The sequence below is a fragment of the Halobacillus sp. B29 genome, assembly GCF_052246755.1.
In the GTDB taxonomy this organism is placed as follows: domain Bacteria; phylum Bacillota; class Bacilli; order Bacillales; family Halobacillaceae; genus Halobacillus; species Halobacillus halophilus.
This window is the reverse complement of the sequence record NZ_JBQQCM010000031.1, coordinates 1-1,065: the sequence shown is the minus strand read 5'-3', so window position 1 is coordinate 1,065 and position 1,065 is coordinate 1. Positions and strand designations below refer to the sequence as shown.

Here is a 1,065-nt window from a genome sequence, read left to right as displayed (position 1 = left end):
CACCCTGAAGAGAGATTGCTTAGAATAGCGAGGATCTAGGAGCTGTAGCTGGATTGATATGAAGTCGGAAGAGACGTTCGCTCGTCCGATGGTTGAATGATTGCCTTATCCAGTTTTGAGGGTTTACAAAAAAAAATGTAATTTACCCTTGAATTTTTTCTCTCAGGACAATATAATATATCTTGTCCTTGAAAAAAGAAATAAGGTTTGGTGGTGAAGGCGAAGAGGTCACACCTGTTCCCATGCCGAACACAGAAGTTAAGCTCTTCAGCGCCGATGGTAGTCGGGTCGATCCCCGTGAGAGTAGGACGCCGCCAAACTTTATAATCCGGAGGATTAGCTCAGCTGGGAGAGCACTTGCCTTACAAGCAAGGGGTCGCAGGTTCGAGCCCTGCATCCTCCACCATTTTTAGTTGCCGGCCTAGCTCAACTGGCAGAGCAACTGATTTGTAATCAGTAGGTTGGGGGTTCAAGTCCTCTGGCCGGCACCATGAGATCTTTGATTTGAAAATAACATAGATTTATTTTGTTATGAGCCATTAGCTCAGTTGGTAGAGCATCTGACTTTTAATCAGAGGGTCGAAGGTTCGAATCCTTCATGGCTCACCATTTGCCTGCGGGTGTGGTGGAATTGGCAGACACGCTAGATTTAGGATCTAGTGCTTCACGGCGTGGGGGTTCAAGTCCCTCCACCCGCACTTATTGCGGAAGTAGTTCAGTGGTAGAACACCACCTTGCCAAGGTGGGGGTCGCGGGTTCGAATCCCGTCTTCCGCTCCAATAGTTACTTTAATATACTTATAATTGAACAACAAGATAGTCCATATGAAAAACATGTCAAGCCGGGGTGGCGGAATTGGCAGACGCACAGGACTTAAAATCCTGCGGTGGGTCACCACCGTGCCGGTTCGAGTCCGGCCCTCGGCACCATACTCATATGCGCCCGTAGCTCAATTGGATAGAGCGTCTGACTACGGATCAGAAGGTTAGGGGTTCGACTCCTCTCGGGCGCGCCATTATACGGGAAGTAGCTCAGCTTGGTAGAGCACTTGGTTTGGGACCAAGG

At 48.9% G+C, this 1,065-nt stretch carries 7 tRNA genes and 1 rRNA gene; all 8 read left to right on the top strand.

Going from position 1 to position 1,065, the window contains the following annotated elements:
* The first annotated feature begins 206 nt into the window (after positions 1–206).
* The 8 genes from rrf (at position 207) to ACTWP7_RS20325 (ending at position 1,015) form a co-directional block, all read left to right on the top strand.
* Positions 207–320: ribosomal RNA gene (rrf, locus tag ACTWP7_RS20360) — 5S ribosomal RNA — on the top strand.
* Positions 321–330: 10 nt separating this feature from the next.
* Positions 331–406: transfer RNA gene (locus tag ACTWP7_RS20355), tRNA-Val, on the top strand.
* Between the two features lie 9 nt (positions 407–415).
* Positions 416–491, top strand: a tRNA-Thr gene (locus ACTWP7_RS20350).
* Between the two features lie 42 nt (positions 492–533).
* Positions 534–609, top strand: a tRNA-Lys gene (locus tag ACTWP7_RS20345).
* Between the two features lie 7 nt (positions 610–616).
* Positions 617–698, top strand: a tRNA-Leu gene (locus ACTWP7_RS20340).
* A gap of 6 nt (positions 699–704) precedes the next feature.
* Positions 705–779, top strand: a tRNA-Gly gene (locus ACTWP7_RS20335).
* Positions 780–840: 61 nt separating this feature from the next.
* Positions 841–929 (top strand) — tRNA-Leu (locus ACTWP7_RS20330).
* Positions 930–938: 9 nt separating this feature from the next.
* Positions 939–1,015, top strand: a tRNA-Arg gene (locus tag ACTWP7_RS20325).
* The last annotated feature ends 50 nt before the right edge of the window (positions 1,016–1,065 follow it).